Annotated in this window: 16 protein-coding genes; 5 read left to right on the forward strand and 11 right to left on the reverse strand. The window is 61.6% G+C overall.

The window, feature by feature from the left end:
• Window positions 1–25: 25 nt before the first annotated feature.
• Entirely contained in the window at window positions 26–415 is a 390-nt protein-coding gene (locus AADA04_RS04560; protein ID WP_340692058.1) for a MarR family transcriptional regulator, read from the reverse strand.
• Between the two features lie 126 nt (window positions 416–541).
• Between AADA04_RS04560 and AADA04_RS04565 the strand changes: the two genes are divergently transcribed.
• Window positions 542–1,027, forward strand: coding sequence for a transcriptional repressor (locus AADA04_RS04565; protein ID WP_340692059.1), 486 nt, complete (start codon window positions 542–544; stop codon window positions 1,025–1,027).
• Entirely contained in the window at window positions 1,006–1,947 is a 942-nt protein-coding gene (locus tag AADA04_RS04570; RefSeq protein WP_340692060.1) for a thioesterase family protein, read from the forward strand. Before AADA04_RS04565 ends, AADA04_RS04570 begins: the two co-directional genes overlap by 22 nt.
• Here AADA04_RS04570 and AADA04_RS04575 read toward each other — a convergent pair.
• From AADA04_RS04575 to hppD, 7 genes are all read right to left on the reverse strand, one after another.
• A complete protein-coding gene (locus tag AADA04_RS04575; RefSeq protein WP_340692061.1) occupies window positions 1,944–3,140 on the reverse strand; it encodes an amino acid aminotransferase in 1,197 nt (398 codons plus the stop codon). The genes AADA04_RS04570 and AADA04_RS04575 overlap by 4 nt on opposite strands.
• Complete coding sequence (locus tag AADA04_RS04580) at window positions 3,141–3,770, reverse strand: CoA transferase subunit B (protein ID WP_340692062.1); 630 nt, start codon at window positions 3,768–3,770, stop codon at window positions 3,141–3,143.
• Entirely contained in the window at window positions 3,770–4,477 is a 708-nt protein-coding gene (locus tag AADA04_RS04585; protein WP_340692063.1) for a CoA transferase subunit A, read from the reverse strand. Before AADA04_RS04585 ends, AADA04_RS04580 begins: the two co-directional genes overlap by 1 nt.
• Window positions 4,477–5,487 carry a fumarylacetoacetate hydrolase family protein gene (locus tag AADA04_RS04590; RefSeq protein ID WP_340692064.1) on the reverse strand — a complete coding sequence of 337 codons (1,011 nt, stop codon included), beginning with the start codon at window positions 5,485–5,487 and terminating at the stop codon, window positions 4,477–4,479. The genes AADA04_RS04585 and AADA04_RS04590 overlap by 1 nt, the downstream gene beginning before the upstream one ends.
• Window positions 5,484–6,632: a VCBS repeat-containing protein gene (locus tag AADA04_RS04595; protein WP_340692065.1), complete on the reverse strand. Its 1,149-nt coding sequence runs from the start codon at window positions 6,630–6,632 to the stop codon at window positions 5,484–5,486. Before AADA04_RS04595 ends, AADA04_RS04590 begins: the two co-directional genes overlap by 4 nt.
• A 219-nt stretch (window positions 6,633–6,851) precedes the next feature.
• A complete protein-coding gene (locus AADA04_RS04600; protein WP_340692066.1) occupies window positions 6,852–7,403 on the reverse strand; it encodes a VOC family protein in 552 nt (183 codons plus the stop codon).
• A complete protein-coding gene (hppD, locus tag AADA04_RS04605; RefSeq protein WP_340692067.1) occupies window positions 7,403–8,503 on the reverse strand; it encodes a 4-hydroxyphenylpyruvate dioxygenase in 1,101 nt (366 codons plus the stop codon). Before hppD ends, AADA04_RS04600 begins: the two co-directional genes overlap by 1 nt.
• A gap of 86 nt (window positions 8,504–8,589) precedes the next feature.
• Here hppD and AADA04_RS04610 point away from each other — a divergent pair, with 86 nt between their 5' ends.
• Entirely contained in the window at window positions 8,590–9,057 is a 468-nt protein-coding gene (locus AADA04_RS04610; RefSeq protein WP_340692068.1) for a MarR family winged helix-turn-helix transcriptional regulator, read from the forward strand.
• A gap of 3 nt (window positions 9,058–9,060) precedes the next feature.
• Here AADA04_RS04610 and AADA04_RS04615 read toward each other — a convergent pair whose 3' ends face one another.
• The 3 genes from AADA04_RS04615 to AADA04_RS04625 all read right to left on the reverse strand — a co-directional run bounded on the left by AADA04_RS04615 (window position 9,061) and on the right by AADA04_RS04625 (window position 12,700).
• Window positions 9,061–10,872, reverse strand: coding sequence for an SLC13 family permease (locus tag AADA04_RS04615; RefSeq protein ID WP_340692069.1), 1,812 nt, complete (start codon window positions 10,870–10,872; stop codon window positions 9,061–9,063).
• A gap of 110 nt (window positions 10,873–10,982) precedes the next feature.
• On the reverse strand, window positions 10,983–11,963 hold the full coding sequence (locus AADA04_RS04620) for an alpha/beta hydrolase (protein ID WP_340692070.1): 981 nt from the start codon (window positions 11,961–11,963) through the stop codon (window positions 10,983–10,985).
• A complete protein-coding gene (locus AADA04_RS04625) occupies window positions 11,963–12,700 on the reverse strand; it encodes a DUF4197 domain-containing protein (protein WP_340692071.1) in 738 nt (245 codons plus the stop codon). The genes AADA04_RS04620 and AADA04_RS04625 overlap by 1 nt, the downstream gene beginning before the upstream one ends.
• Window positions 12,701–12,894: 194 nt before the next feature.
• Here AADA04_RS04625 and AADA04_RS04630 point away from each other — a divergent pair, with 194 nt between their 5' ends.
• Together AADA04_RS04630 and AADA04_RS04635 are read left to right on the forward strand one after the other, a co-directional pair.
• Window positions 12,895–13,257, forward strand: a complete 363-nt coding sequence (locus tag AADA04_RS04630; protein WP_340692072.1) for a BlaI/MecI/CopY family transcriptional regulator — start codon at window positions 12,895–12,897, stop codon at window positions 13,255–13,257.
• Window positions 13,254–14,562 (forward strand): M56 family metallopeptidase (locus AADA04_RS04635; RefSeq protein ID WP_340692073.1); only part of this gene is annotated, 1,309 nt, incomplete at its 3' end. The genes AADA04_RS04630 and AADA04_RS04635, both read left to right, overlap by 4 nt.

Consider the following 14,562-nt stretch of genomic DNA (forward strand, 5'->3'; position numbering starts at 1 on the left):
CACGGGGCCTCGGGCGGTTACGCGCCTAGGCTGCTGCGGTGGTTTTTCCGCCGCGCCGCGGCGCCAATGTTTCGTCACTCTCACCTGAAGCTGCGGCAAGAACAAGACCGGCGAAGGCCCGAAGATAGGTCATTCCGGCCGGTGTGCGCTCAATGAAGATATTGCGCAGGTCATTGTCATCCTTGACGCGGCGAATGAAATCCAGCCGCGACAGGGTGTCGAGGGCCCGGGTTACGGCGGGTTTCGCGATGTCGAGATGGTCGGCCAGGCCGCGCACGGTGTGGGGGCCGGGGGCAAGCGCGATGGTCATCAGGATCGCCTGCTGGCGGGCTGTCAGATCCGGTGCATCCGAGCGCACGGAAGCCGTTACAGCCCGACGCCAAAGTTCCAGTCCGCCACGTTCCGACAATTCCATCTACACATCCTCTCGATTCGCCTCAGAAACGAATCTCGGGTGATTTGCAGAATGCGTCTAGGCCCCGAAAGAGGGCAAAACCGCTTACCCCTTCACATTCGCCTCAAAACACACGACATTGCGTCCATGGCCAACGCACAGACTCATGACCACATCCACGCCAACACGCCCTGCAGCCCGCAGGACGTGGAGACGTTCCTGAATGACGCCGAAGCGCTGGTCATGCGGGGCGGCGGCCGGATGACGCGTATCCGCCGCAAAGTGCTGCGCCTGTTGCTGGAAAGCGCCGAGCCGGCCAAGGCGTATGACCTCCTGGCAAACCTCGACGGGGAAGGTTCGGCCAAGCCGCCGACCGTCTACCGGGCGCTCGACTTCCTCCAGGAGGCGGGCCTTGCCCACAAGATCGAAAGCCTGAACGCCTATGTCGCCTGCGGCCATACAAGCCACACTCATTCGGCGGTGTTCCTGATCTGCGACGAATGCGGCGGCGCCGAAGAACTGCACGCCATCGCCACCAGCGACGCGTTGAAAGCTGAAACCGCCGCAGCAGGCTTCCATATGACCCGTGCGGTCATCGAAGTGCGCGGCACATGTCGGGATTGTGCTGCGTGATCACACTTTGGCGGGGCAGTTGCAACCAATGGGATTGCGACGAGATGGGGCACATGAATGTGCGCCTCTATATCGAAAAGCAGATGGAAGGGCTCGCCGCTTTCAGCCATGAACTGGCGATGCCGCATGCCTTCCGGGAAGACGCACCGTCGACCCTGGTGCCGGTCGACCAGCATGTGCGCTTCATTCGCGAAGTGCTGCCCGGCCGTCCGATCAGCATGAATGGCTGTGTCGTGAGCGTCGGGACCAGTGACGCGGTATTCTATCAGGAACTGCGTCACAGCGATGGGGCCCTGTCAGCGGCCTACCTGACACGCGTGGCGCATATCGACATCAAGGGGCGGGAAGCCTTTCCGTGGAGCACGCGGGCGCGCAAGGCGCTGGAAGCTCATATCGATACGCCGCCTGCCGAGGCCGCGCCGCGTTCGTTCGATCCATACGCCCCCACGCTTGCGACCACAGATATCCGCATCGAGACCGCCCGCGAGCTGGGCATTCCCATGATCGGGAAAGGTATCGTGCCACAGCACCATATCGACGTGCATGGTCGCATGGCGCCGGGCTGGATCATCGGTCGAGTTTCCGACAGCGTGCCGAACCTCCTGTATGAATGGCGCAAGCAGGTGGCGGAGGCCGCAGGCGGCGTCAGGATGGGCGCGGCAGTGCTGGAAAACCGGCTGCGCTACCATCGCTGGCCGAAAGTCGGCGATTCATTCGAAATCCATACATCGCTGGGCGGGACGGCCGAGAAGACCCATTCGCTGGTGCACTGGATGATGGATCCCGATACAGGCCTGCCCTGGGCCACAAGCCAGGTTGTCGCGATCACGCTCGACCTCGATGCGCGCAAGGCCATCCCGTCACCACCGAAGATGCTGGAAGACCTTGAACGTCTCGCGCCGCGCGGCCTGTCGCTCTAGAGATATTCCGACATGATTTCCGCAATACGGGGAATGTCTGCCTGACGCAGGCCTGCAATATTGATGCGGCCTGATGCCGGCAGGTAGAGGCCGTGCTTTTCACGCATGTCCTTCGCTGCCTCCGGCGTGACCGGTATCTGGCTGAACATGCCATTCTGCTCGGCGAGCGCGGCGAGGCGGTTCGACCCCGTCTTCGCCACAAGCGCGTCCGACAATGCCTTGCGCAGGCTGATCATGCGTTCACGCATCTCTGTCAGTTCGGCTTCCCACTCGGCGCGCAGGGCCGGATCGCCGAGAATGGTGGCGACAATCGCGGCGCCATGGGCGGGCGGCATGGAATAGCTGGTGCGCGAAATGTCGGCCACATGCGTCATGACGGCGTCAGCGGCCCGCTTTGTATAGGCTTGCCCAAGGAAACAGCCGGTGCGTTCGCGGTAGAGGCCGAAATTCTTCGAACAGGAATAGGAGACCATCGAGTCTTCGGCGATCTTGAGGAAGAGCCGCGCGCCTTCCATGTCGCTCTCAAGGCCGCCGGCGAACCCGTGATAGGCAATATCGAGCATGGGGATGATGCCGCGCTCGACGGTCAGCATCGCCAGGTCGATCCATTGCTGGACGCTGAGGTCGATGCCGGTCGGATTGTGGCATGGGCCCTGGATGATGATGCCGTCACCGCGCTTGGTCTTTGCCAGGCTGGCCATCAGGCTTTCGAAACCGACTTGGCCCGTTTCGGCGTCGGCATAATCATATTCCGCGACGGCGAGGCCGGTATTCTTCACAAGGTTCGTATGGTTCGGCCATGTCGGGCGGCTGAGCCACACCGTCTTCACGCCGAGCCGTTTCATCAGGCCGACACCGAGATAGAGCGCGCCGCAGCCGCCGGGCGTCGTCATCGAGATGAGACGGCCTTTCTCGATCAGGTGCGAACTGTCGCCAAAGACGAAGCGCTCGATGGCTGCACAGAAATCCGGATTGCCGCGCGGGCCTTCGTAGACCTTGGTGGTCTGCTGCTTGAGAATGATCGCCTCGGTCTTGGCCACGGCGGACATGATCGGCGTGTGGCCGGCATCGTCCTTGTAGACGCCGACACCGAGATCGAATTTATCGGTGCGCGGATCGGCGCGATAGGCGGTCATGAGACCAAGCAGCGCGTCTGGCGGAAGCGCGTTGAGGGATTCGAATGCAGGGTTCATCTATTCGACCAGGGTTGCTTCGGTTTTGGCTTTCACGTCGTCCATCGTGACGCCGGGCGCAAGCTCGATGACCTTCAGGCCGCCGGGCACCACGTCCATGACACAGAGATCGGTGATGATGCGGTCGACCACGCCCTTGCCGGTGAGCGGCAGGGTGCACTCCTTCAGCACCTTGGTCTCGCCCCGCTTGTTGGCGTGGTCCATGACGACAACGATGCGCTGCACGCCCGCCACGAGATCCATCGCGCCGCCCATGCCCTTGACCAGCTTGCCGGGGATCATCCAGTTGGCGAGGTCGCCGTTCTCCGCCACTTCCATGGCGCCGAGAATGGCAAGATTGATATGGCCACCGCGGATCATGGCGAAACTGGTTGCGCTGTCGAAGAAGCTTGAGCGCGGCAGCGTGGTGATCGTCTGCTTGCCGGCATTGATGAGGTCGGCGTCTTCCTCGCCCTCATAGGGAAAAGGCCCCATGCCGAGCATGCCGTTCTCCGATTGCAACGTCACGTCGACGCCTTCGGGAATGTAATTGGCCACCAGCGTCGGAATGCCGATGCCGAGGTTCACATAGAAACCGTCTTCCAGTTCCTGTGCGGCGCGGGCCGCCATCTCGTCACGTGTCCAGGGCATTAGACTGCCTCCCGCTTGCGCACAGTACGCTGTTCGATCCGTTTTTCGAAAGTGCCCTGGAAGATACGCTGCACGAAAATACCGGGCAGATCGATCTCATCCGGGTCGAGACTGCCGGTGGGGACCAATTCTTCGACTTCAGCAACCGTCACCTTGCCGGCCATGGCCATCATCGGGTTGAAGTTGCGGGCCGTCTTGTTGAAGATCAGGTTGCCCTGCGCGTCGCCCTTGTGGGCCTTGACGATGGAGAGATCGGCAACGAGGCCGGTCTCGAGAATATAGGTCTCGCCATTGAATTCGCGGTGTTCCTTGCCCTCGGCAATCACCGTTCCGACGCCGGTCTTGGTGTAGAAGCCGGGAATGCCCGCGCCCCCTGCCCGGCACCGTTCCGCCAGCGTGCCCTGCGGGTTGAATTCCAGTTCCAGTTCGCCGGAGAGATACTGGCGCTCGAACTCCTTGTTCTCGCCGACATAGGAGGAGATCATTTTCTTGATCTGCCGCGTCTCGAGCAGCAGGCCGAGGCCAAAACCGTCGACGCCCGCATTGTTGGATACGGCCGTAATGTCCTTCACGCCCGTATCGCGCAGCGCTGCGATCAGGTTCTCCGGGATGCCGCAGAGGCCAAAGCCCCCGGCCATCACCATCATGCCGTCAAAGGTGACGCCCTGAAGGGCCTCCCCTGCGTTCTTGTAAACCTTGTTTGCCATCAGGCCGAAGTCACCTTTTGCTCAATTGCGCCGAAAATCGAATGGCCGTCGCCATCCAGCATTTCCATGCGTACCACATCGCCGGGCGACATGAAGGGGGTCAGGGGCTCTTTTTTCAACAGTTGTTGAATCATGCGGATTTCCGCGATGCAGGAATAGCCCCGACCGCCTTCGCTAACCGGTTTTCCGGGGCCGCCATCCTTGCCCTTGTTGGACACGGTGCCCGATCCGATGATTGTTCCGGCACTGAGCGGACGGGTCTTTGCGGCGTGGGAGACAAGCCGCGCCAAGCTGAACGTGGCATCCTCTGCAGCTTCGGCACGACCGAAGGCAGCTCCGTTATAGTCAACACGGAGCGGCAAGTGGACGAGACTGTCTTTCCACGCATTGCCGAGTTCGTCAGGCGTGACGGCAACCGGGCTGAAGGCGCTTGGCGGCTTGGACTGCAAGAATCCGAATCCCTTGCCGAGTTCACCCGGGATGAGGCCACGCAGGGAGACATCATTACAGAGCAGGACGAGCTTGATGTGGCTGGCGGCATCCTTTTCGGACACGCCTGCCGGGACGTCATCGGTGATGACGGCGATCTCGCCTTCCATGTCGCAGCCCCAGCTCTGGTCGCCGAGCGGGATATCGTCGCGCGGACCGAGGAAGGCATCCGAGCCGCCCTGGTACATCAGCGGATCATCGTAGAAGCTTTCCGGCACTTCGGCGCCGCGCGCGGCGCGGACAAGTTCGACATGATTGATATAGGCCGAGCCGTCGGCCCATTGATAGGCGCGCGGCAGCGGGCTTTCGCAGTCATGCTCATGGAAGCGGAACGTCGGGACGGAGCCGATTTCGACCTGTTCGGCGAGCTCTGTGAGCTGCGGCGCATAGACGGCCCAATTGTCGAGCGCGGCCTGAAGCGTCGGCACGATGCGCGCGGCATCGGTGCATTTGGTCAGGTCTTTGGAGACAACAACAAGGCGGCCATCGCGGGCGCCATTCTTCAGTGTGGCGAGTTTCATTCAGTATCTCCGCTGCGTTTCAGGAAAAAGAGGGTGTTGGATGCGTCCGAGTTGGCAAAGCCGATATCCGGCAAGCCGTCGCCATTCAGGTCGCCCACGGCGAGGTCGTAAGTGTCGCTGGCGCCGGGCAACTGGGTCCGCTGCGGCAGGCCTTCTATGTTCATCACAACTGCGTTCGGGCCTTCATTAGCGAAGATGGCATCCGGGCGCCCATCGGCGTTGAGATCAGCGACGCGCACGCCTTGTGATACTTCGTCGTCCGGGCCGATCAGTGCTGAGCGGGTGAACTTGCCACCCGCGTTGAGGAACACACGGTTCGCGCCGGACAGGATAGCTGTGACAAGATCCAGATCTCCATCGCTATCCCAGTCGGCCAGCGCCACGGAACGGGACTCCCACTCTGCGTCGCCGACGAGCACCGGAGCGGCGTAACCGTCACCATTGCTGAGGAAGACAGCAAGTGTCGCCTCGCCGCGCAGGGCCAGCACCGTGTCCACCTCGCCGTCGCCGTTCAGGTCACCAAGGGTGACACCAACGGCTGGCAGGTCGGACAGCGGAACCGTTCTGGCGTCGGGCCCGAGCGGCCCCAGGGCGATGAAGGAACCGCCCTTGCGGTCTGCAATGACCAGGTCGTCCGCACCGTCATTGTTGATGTCCGCCGTCGCACAGCCGCGTGCCGCGCCGGCCTCGCCAATCTCGCCAGCGTCAGCAAGGCGGCCTGCGCCGTCATTGCGAAATACGGCGACGGGCAGCCAGTCACGCGGCACCAGCAAGTCCATGTCGCCATCATTGTCGATATCCGCCGGGCACCCACCATAGCCGGTGGTGCGCCATTCGCCGATTTCGGCCGCCATCGGAAAATGGCCCTTGCCATCATTGAGCAGCAACATGTCCGCAACGGGCCAGTGGCGCCCGTTTACCGCGGCAATATCGAGATCACCATCGTCATCGAAATCCGCAAAGCTGATCCCGGCGCTGAAATCATCCTCGCCGCCGAACCAGTTGAACTCCTCGATATGTGTCAGGCTCTCTGTGTCTGTCAGCGGGATCACCAGCCGGTCAGCATGGGCATGGGGGGATGCGAATGCGGTGAGCACAACTGATGCAGCCAAGACAGTGCCATGTTTCAGCGTGATGCGTTTCATTCTTCGTCCTTACTGGATTTCTCGGACTGGCGCTGAACCAAGTTGTACACAACGACAGGGAAGGTCAGGGCCAGGGACAAAATATCCGGGCTCAAAGTGAAGCAACTGGCTCAATATCGCTAGAGCCATGAAGGCCATAATATAGGTTAGCCAGAGCAGGAACACTATCTTCGTTGCTCAAGGGGTCATTGGAAACGTCGCGAAACATCGCGGCGTCCTTCAGTGATTTTCCGTCTCGATCTTTTCATGCAGCCAAGCCGCGTGGCGCGGGGCTTTCTTGGTACGGCTCCATTCTTCCAACATCTCCGGGGCCACGCGCTTCAGTTCGGCCATCTGTTCCGGCGTGCCGGTATTGCAGGCGAGTTCGAGGCGGTGACCGTTGGGATCGAAGAAATAGATCGAGCGGAAGATGCCGTGATTAGTCGGGCCGATCACATCGAGGCCGTGGGCTTCGGCGCGGGCCTTGGCAGCCTGGAGGTCGTCCATCGTCGCGACCTTGAAGGCAATATGCTGGACCCATTGCGGCGTGTTGTGATCGCGGTCCATGTCGGGCTGTTCAGGCAGCTCGAAGAAGGCGAGCACATTGCCGTTCCCGGCATCGAGGAAGATGTGCATGTAGGGGTCATAGGCCCCGGTCGAGGGCACATGGTCTTCGGCGATGGCGAGCTGGAAATCCATGCCGAGAACATCGTGATAGAACTCGACCGTTTCCTTGGCATCCTTGCAGCGATAGGCGACGTGGTGGACGCCCTGGAGATTGGGCGCGTCCATTACACGTTCTCCTCGACCTTCAGCACGCCGCGCTCGACCTGGTCGCGTTCCATGCTTTCGAACAGGGCCTTGAAATTGCCTTCGCCAAATCCGTCCTTGTAATCGCCAATGCGCTGGATGAATTCGAAGAAGACCGGGCCGACCTGGGCCTGCGCGAAGATCTGCAGCAGGAGGCGGGGCTCGCCGCCCTCGGTCGTGCCGTCGAGCAGGATGCCGCGCTTCTGGAGTTCAGCAACGGGCTGGCCATGCCCCGGCAGGCGCTCGTCGAGCAAGTCGTAATAGGTCTTCGGCGGCGCGGTCATGAAGGGCACGCCCAGCTTTTTCAGGCGGTCCCAGCAAGCAACGAGATCGTCACAGATGAGCGCGATGTGCTGGATGCCCTCGCCATTGTACTCGCGCAGGAATTCCTCGATCTGGCCCTTGCCGCCTTCACCCTCTTCATTGAGCGGGATGCGGATCTTGCCGTCCGGTGCGGTGAGAGCCTTGGACGTGAGGCCGGTATATTCGCCCTTGATGTCGAAATAGCGGATTTCGCGGAAGTTGAAGAGCTTCTCGTAATAGTCCGCCCAATATTTCATGCGTCCACCATAGACATTGTGTGTCAGGTGATCGACCAGCTTGAAGCCTGCACCGACCGGATTGCGGTCGACGCCCGGTTCGTATTCGAAATCGATGTCATAGATCGAGAGTTCGTCCTGACCGGTGTCATAGCGGTCGATCAGATAGATAATCGAATTGCCGATGCCGCGAATGCCCGGGATGTGCAGTTCCATCGGACCGGTGCGCATCTCGACCGACTCGGCGCCCTGCTTCAGCAAATGGTCATACGCCTTGCGGGCATCCTTGACGCGGAAACCCATGCCGCAGGCCGACGGGCCGTGCTCGCGGCCGAAATACCAGGCTGGGGATTTCGGCTCGTAATTGGTGATCAGGTTGATGCCGCCCTGACGCCAGAGTTCGACCTGCTTCGACCGGTGACGGGCAACGCGGGTAAATCCCATCGTCTCGAAGACGGGCTCCAGCACGCCTTTCTCGGGCGCGGAGAACTCAATGAACTCGAATCCGTCGAGCCCGGCGGGGTTGTCAAACAGGTCGGCCATGGTTCATTTCCTTTGCGATGGACTAATATAGTTTCATATGTAACTAATATTGTCCCAGAAGGCAAGCCTGAAACCGGACCTTATCAATGCCCGAACTCCCGTCGAAAACCACACTGCGCCTGCGCGACTTCCTGCCTTATCGCCTGTCGGTCCTGTCCAACACGGTGTCGGGCAAGATCGCGAACCTCTACGACCGGGAATTCGGATTATCGATCTGGCAGTGGCGGGTGATGGCCGTGCTGGGGGAGAATGCCGGGATCACGGCGACGGAGATCGGACAGGTCACGGCCATGGACAAGGTGGCCGTCAGCCGGGCCGTTTCGGGCCTGATCGACAGCGGGCATGTCGCGCGCAAGGCATCCGCAGAAGACGGGCGGCGCTCGATCCTCTCACTCACCACCAAGGGCAAGGGCGTCTATGACAAGATCGTGCCGATCGCGCTGGGCGCCGAGCGCGATCTCGTCGAGACGTTGAGCGCGGCCGAGCAGGAACAGCTGGCGCGCCTGATGGACAAGCTGGCCAAGACGGCAGAGCCGGACCGCCCGCTCTGGTAGGCGTCAGCTGAGCGGCCAGAAGTACGGGATGACGAACATCGACACGATGAACAGGAGAATGTTTAGCGGCAGCCCGACCTTGATGAAATCCGCGAACCTGTAGCCGCCCGCCGTGTAGACCAGCGTGTTCGTCTGGTAACCGATGGGTGTGGCGAAACTGGCACTGGCGGCAAACATGACGGCCACCACGAAGGGGCGCGGATCGATGCCCAGATGCGTGCCAAAGCCGATGGCGATTGGTGTAAGCAGGACGGCGGCTGCATTGTTGCTGATGAATTCAGTCAGCATGGACGTCACGAGATAGAGCATGGCCAGCAGGGCAAGCGGGCCGAGATGCCCCATCGGCCCAGCGACGCCGTCAATGAGGAGCTGGATGGCGCCCGTCTTTTCCATCGCCTGACCAAGCGCCAGCATGCCGAAGATGAGCATGAGTATGTCCCAGCGGATGGCTTGGTAGGCTTCCTGATGGTCGAGACAGCCGAGCGCGACAACTGCCGTGGCGCCGATAATGGCGAGGGCCGCGATGGGCAGGACTTCCAAAGCTGCCAGCCCCATCACGAGCAACAGGGCGATAACGGCGATCCAGGCCTTGCCGCGCCGTACGGACCGGTCGCTGGTTGCGGTCAGGTTGTTCAAGGCGCCGTCCTCGAACATCTGGCGCATGCCGGTTGCCGGGCCTTCGACGAGCACCGTGTCGCCGACATCGAGCCGCATTTCGCTGAGCTGGTCCGCCATGTTCTCGCCGCGCCGGTGCACGGCCATGATGTAAACTCCGTAAAGGCGGGCGAGGCCGAGTCCGAGCAGGCGGCGTCCGATCAGGCGCGATTGCGGACCGATCACGCCCTCGGCAATGATGACTTCGCTCGTCTGGACCGGCTCGAATGCGGCCCGTTCATCAGCTGCGGCACCGATCGCGACATGGCCGAGTTCCTTCAGGCTGAGCATTTCCGAAACGGGCGAGCGCAGAACGATCCGGTCGCCGCCGCGCAGGACCAGCTTGCCGAGCGAGGCCTTCAGCGACACGCCCTCGCGGAGCACGTCGATGATCGAGAAGCCGCGCTGGGCCGAAAAGCCGGTCTCTGACAGGGGGCGTCCGATCAGCACCGAGTCGATGGGGATGAGGATCTGCGCGATGAAGCGGCGCTCTTTCTGGTCCGGCAACATGCCGGCCAGCGTGTCCCGGTTGGGCAGGACCCACCAGCCAATGACGACGAAATAGATCATGCCCGCCAGTGCCAGGAGGGACCCGGCTGCCGTGATCTCGAACATGCCGAACGGGGCCATGCCGCCGCTCTGGGCGACACCATCGACCAGCAGGTTGGTGGACGTGCCGATCAGCGTGGTTGTGCCGCCGAAGATCGAGGCGAACGATAGCGGGATGAGCAGCTTGGACGGTGAAATCTTGAGCGACTTGGCAAGCCTTATGGCGACCGGGATCAGCACGACGACAACCGGCGTATTGTTGATGAAAGCGGAGAGGACAATGACGGCGAGCATCATGACGAGGATCGCCAGGATGGGCGGCCAGCCAGTGGTTGCCTGCGTCACCCACCGCCCGGCCTGATCGATGACTCCCGTGCGGTCGAGCGCGGCGGACATGACGAACATGGCGGCGATGGTCAGAGGCGCGGCGTTCGAGAAGACGCCAAGGGTCTCCTTCACGCTCATGATGCCGGTCAGCATCAGCGTGCCCATGGCAAGAAGCGCAATCACATCTGCAGGAAGCGCCTCGCGCACGAAACCGAAGAAAACGACCGCGACGAGGAACAGCACGACGGCAATCTGCACCGGCGAAGACGTCAGGAACTCAACCATGCGCAAGCGCTCCAGGATATTTCGCGATTAGACCTGAAGTGCCGTCGTGCGCAACGGGTCTCGCGCGGTGGAGGCGCAACCGACTATGCAGATTTTCTAATGCGAAATGCCTAGCTGACCCGGCGCCGGCGCGCATACAATGAGCGCACGACCGGCCCGTCTTCCTCGACGGTGAAGCCTTCGACCAGACGGGCAATGAAAGCCGAGAACTGGTCGCGCACCTCGTACGGCGCCTCCATAGGCAGGAAATGCGACGTGCCGCGGATCTGTTTCATCATCAGGTTGGGATGCATCTGGATCAATTTGGCGCGCACCTTGCCGCTGATGACCGAATGCGAATTCGGACGCAGGATGGCGATCGGAATCCGCTTTTTCTTCACCTTGCGCATGGCACGCCATGGCCGGTTACGCTGTGCGGCGAAGGTTGCTGCTTCAAATTTCGGCTCGCACAGGAGCCGCCATGTCTGTTCCGGACTGTCGGCAGACTGCTGGTCGACCCGATCGATACCGTCGAGCAGGTAGTCGGCGAGGAAAGGTTCGCGCCAGCTGCTGAAGGCGCCGCGGCCCGTATAGGAGTCCAGCGCGTCCCGGAATGACTTGAACACGGGTTTGCGCTTGCGAGCTTGCTTGGCCATGCCGTTGCGGGCAATCAGCATGGAAACGGGCGGGAAGACATGGTTCCAGAAGTACACTTTGCGCGGCAGGATCACCGGATCGACCAGGACAAGGCCTTTGACCAGGTCGGGTCGCTTGCCGGCGACCAGGAGGGCCACGCATCCGCCCATGGAATGGCCGCCCAGAACCACGCCTTGCGGTGCTTCCTTGTCCAGCCATTCGATGACGTCATCGCGAAACCGGTTCCACGAAGCAAGGCTGCGCGGCTTGGCAGGGAGCGTCGAGCGACCGTGACCACGCATGTCGAGCGCCGCGACGCGGGCCCTCAGGCCCAGGGGCGCAAGCAGCGACTGGTACGTCATGGCGTTGAATCCCGTCGCATGCAGCCAGACGGCGGCATACGGCTTGATAGGGTCGCCGAATTCGATCCCGGCGATCTCGCCGCCGGTCTTCAACTCACGCCTGATTCTACGCATCAAGCACGGTTCCCGAACACACGGCGCAGGATCTCGCTGGTACGCGCGACCGGATTTTCACGGATCTTCTTTTCCTCGTCTGCGACGTAAAGGAAGATGCCATCAAGGCCGAGGCCAACGGCATGATTTGTGAGGTCGCCCTGGAGGTTGCTGGTGACTCCGCCGAGACCATATTGGCTGGCGGACCGCTCAAGCGCCGTGAAGGCACCCGATTGTGCCAGCGACTGGCTCACATAGGGCGTGAAGGAGGCACGCAACTGGGTTTCAGTCCTGGCGCGCAGATAGTCGGTCGCTGCCGTGTCTCCGCCATTCAGGATTTGCAGGGCATCATTGATGGTGATCGAGCGAACAGCGCCAAGGATGAGAGTCTTGGCATCCGGGACTGCAGCCTCTGCGGCACGGTTCATGCGCAACTCAAGGTCGTCGAGCGGGCCGCTGGCACCGACGCGGGCCAGATTGGTCTGGATATCGCGATAGGTCTTCGGCAGGGGGATGCGGATGCGCGGATCGCCATAATAGCCGTCCGTCTTGCCAAGCTGGGCGGCCACAAGATTCGTCCCGACTGTCAGGGCTTCGCGCAGGCCAGCATCGATTTCGGCTTGCGACAGGCTCCCCTGAGACGTGGACGAGCCCATAACGTCACCCAGAATCGTGCCGAAGTCGCCGCGTACGCCCGTTGTCTTGCAGCCCATTGGTAACAGCGCCAGCGCAAGCGCGCCAAACATCGCTTTTCTCATTGCCCTCTCCTCAAGCTTCCCGCCCGTAACACCCATGGCGATCCTATAGGAGCCTCCCGGCGAATAGAAGGGACATGCGCATCGGTGCGTCATCAAAGCCGGAGGTTACGATCTTGTCATCACAAATTGATTGACCACAGCTGTAGTCTTATAATACGACTACGAGTGTAGTCCATTCTTGGGAGAGAGTTAGGATGAAAATATCGGCCGCAGAACTCGAAGTGCTCAGCATACTGTGGGAGAAGCCCGGCATTGCCGCAAGCGACGTCCACGATGCGCTGGCCAACGACAAGGACTGGACCAGCCGCACCGTCAAGACACTCCTGTCGCGGCTCGTGGAGAAGGGCGCAGCCGTTACGCAAGAAGACGGACGCCGCTATCTCTATTTTCCGGCCGTTGACGAAGAAGCCTACAAGGCCAAGGCCGCGGGGCAATTCATCGATCGCGTTTTCTCGGGCCGCGCCGCGCCGCTTGTGGCATATTTGGCAGATAGTCGCGGACTGACGCCTCAAGACATTGAAGAGCTCGAAAAACTCCTGGGGGACCTGAAGAAATGATCACCGAATTCCTCATGCCCAATCCGCGATCCGTCATAGAGATGGTGCTTGCGGTTTCCGTCCTGATCATCCTCGTCCTTCTGGCCCGAAAGCCGATCGCCCGCGAGTTCGGCCCCGGTATTGCCTATGCCCTATGGCTGGTGCCGCTGGCGCGCCTGCTCATGCCGCCATTACCGACCGGCCTGTCCTGGGTGAGCCTGCTGGGTCTGGCGCCGAGCGTTGCGCTTGCTGACGTCGCCACCGAGCCGACCGTCCTAGCTACTGAAATGCCCCTGTTTTTCGAAGCGCCGATTGCTGCACTCGCGCCGCACGCAGACGATGCGCGTACCGTCTTTGTCGGGAGTGGCGTGCCGATGGACGCACCCGCTGTCGGCATGCTTTCCGGCGTCGACATGGGCGCGGCATTGATAACTACCCTGCTTGGAATCTGGCTGGTTGGTGGGCTCATCGTGCTGGCACGCAACATGGTAGCGCAACACAGCTTCATGGCGGTTGTTCACCGTGAGCGCATGCCCGCCTCCCCACACCTGCAAACCATCGCCGACCAGGTCGCTCGGCAGGTTGGCCTGATGCGCACGCCGCAGATCGCCACGAGCCTGATTTCGAATGGCCCGCTGGTCACCGGCCTGTTTCGTCCGATTGTCCTGCTACCCGCCTGGTTTGAAGCCGACTATGACGAGGTCCAGCAGCGCGCAGCACTTGCGCACGAACTGACGCACGTCAAACGGGGCGACCTCTGGGCGCTGCAACTGGCCGAACTGTTTGTCGCCTGCCTGTGGTTCAATCCGCTCGCCTACCTGGCACGCCGGGCCTTCCGGACCGACCAGGAAGCGGCTTGCGACAGTGATGTCCTGCGCTGCGGCGCGGCCAGCCCCCACGCTTACGGATCGACGCTGTTGAAGGCTGTGCGGATCTCCGTGCCCGAGCGCCTGCCCCTTGCCGCGAGCCTGCCGCTCACGCATTCCCTGAAAGAACGCATGCGCCTGATGACCTATCCGACACCGTCAAAACGGCGCCACCTTGCCGGTCTTGGCCTGACGGCCGTGCTCGGGTCTGCCGCCCTTGTCGCGACAGCCTCGGTCACGGCCAGCGCTGGTGAGCCGGAACCAGACCTCACGACAACCATCACGATCGACAATGCCACGCTGTTCGTTGATGGCGAAAAAGTCGAGAACCGGCAGTTCGTGCTGCTGGGAGAACCTTTCCAACATCCTGACCCGGAAACGGACGCAGAAATTCGCAAACTCAGCCAGCGCATCGAGCGCGAGACCCGCAAGCTGCATGTGCCGCCACCCGCCCCACCCC

Origin of the sequence: Hyphomonas sp. (assembly GCF_037969335.1) — a bacterium.
Lineage (GTDB): Bacteria > Pseudomonadota > Alphaproteobacteria > Caulobacterales > Hyphomonadaceae > Hyphomonas.

Coding starts and splice junctions, on each gene's coding strand:
- AADA04_RS04560 (WP_340692058.1), bottom strand. CDS start 415: ATGGAATTGTCGGAACGTGGCGGACTGGAACTTTGGCGTCGGGCTGTA.
- AADA04_RS04565 (WP_340692059.1), top strand. CDS start 542: ATGGCCAACGCACAGACTCATGACCACATCCACGCCAACACGCCCTGC.
- AADA04_RS04570 (WP_340692060.1), top strand. CDS start 1,006: ATGTCGGGATTGTGCTGCGTGATCACACTTTGGCGGGGCAGTTGCAAC.
- AADA04_RS04575 (WP_340692061.1), bottom strand. CDS start 3,140: ATGAACCCTGCATTCGAATCCCTCAACGCGCTTCCGCCAGACGCGCTG.
- AADA04_RS04580 (WP_340692062.1), bottom strand. CDS start 3,770: ATGCCCTGGACACGTGACGAGATGGCGGCCCGCGCCGCACAGGAACTG.
- AADA04_RS04585 (WP_340692063.1), bottom strand. CDS start 4,477: ATGGCAAACAAGGTTTACAAGAACGCAGGGGAGGCCCTTCAGGGCGTC.
- AADA04_RS04590 (WP_340692064.1), bottom strand. CDS start 5,487: ATGAAACTCGCCACACTGAAGAATGGCGCCCGCGATGGCCGCCTTGTT.
- AADA04_RS04595 (WP_340692065.1), bottom strand. CDS start 6,632: ATGAAACGCATCACGCTGAAACATGGCACTGTCTTGGCTGCATCAGTT.
- AADA04_RS04600 (WP_340692066.1), bottom strand. CDS start 7,403: ATGGACGCGCCCAATCTCCAGGGCGTCCACCACGTCGCCTATCGCTGC.
- hppD (WP_340692067.1), bottom strand. CDS start 8,503: ATGGCCGACCTGTTTGACAACCCCGCCGGGCTCGACGGATTCGAGTTC.
- AADA04_RS04610 (WP_340692068.1), top strand. CDS start 8,590: ATGCCCGAACTCCCGTCGAAAACCACACTGCGCCTGCGCGACTTCCTG.
- AADA04_RS04615 (WP_340692069.1), bottom strand. CDS start 10,872: ATGGTTGAGTTCCTGACGTCTTCGCCGGTGCAGATTGCCGTCGTGCTG.
- AADA04_RS04620 (WP_340692070.1), bottom strand. CDS start 11,963: ATGCGTAGAATCAGGCGTGAGTTGAAGACCGGCGGCGAGATCGCCGGG.
- AADA04_RS04625 (WP_340692071.1), bottom strand. CDS start 12,700: ATGAGAAAAGCGATGTTTGGCGCGCTTGCGCTGGCGCTGTTACCAATG.
- AADA04_RS04630 (WP_340692072.1), top strand. CDS start 12,895: ATGAAAATATCGGCCGCAGAACTCGAAGTGCTCAGCATACTGTGGGAG.